At 57.9% G+C, this 259-nt stretch carries 1 pseudogene; it reads left to right on the top strand.

Going from position 1 to position 259, the window contains the following annotated elements:
• Positions 1-259 (top strand): annotated as a pseudogene (locus tag BK660_RS32310) (efflux transporter periplasmic adaptor subunit); the annotation flags it as partial.

The following is a 259-nucleotide window of genomic DNA, read 5'->3' on the forward strand; positions in this document are numbered from 1 at the left end:
AAGCGATTTACGAGCGCTACAAGAACTTGCAGGACGACGCGTCGATCTCGCGCCAGGATTTCGAAAACGCCGAGTCGAACTATCAGGTACAACAGGCCAATCTGATGTCGCTGGACGCGCAGATCAAAAGCGCGCACATCCAGATCGACACGGCCAAGGTCAATTTGGCGTACACGCGGATTGTCGCGCCAATCGATGGCGATGTGGTCGGCGTGGTCACGCAGGAAGGGCAAACGGTGATCGCCAGCCAACTGGCGCC

This window comes from Pseudomonas brassicacearum, assembly GCF_003732265.1.
GTDB lineage: Bacteria > Pseudomonadota > Gammaproteobacteria > Pseudomonadales > Pseudomonadaceae > Aquipseudomonas > Aquipseudomonas brassicacearum_D.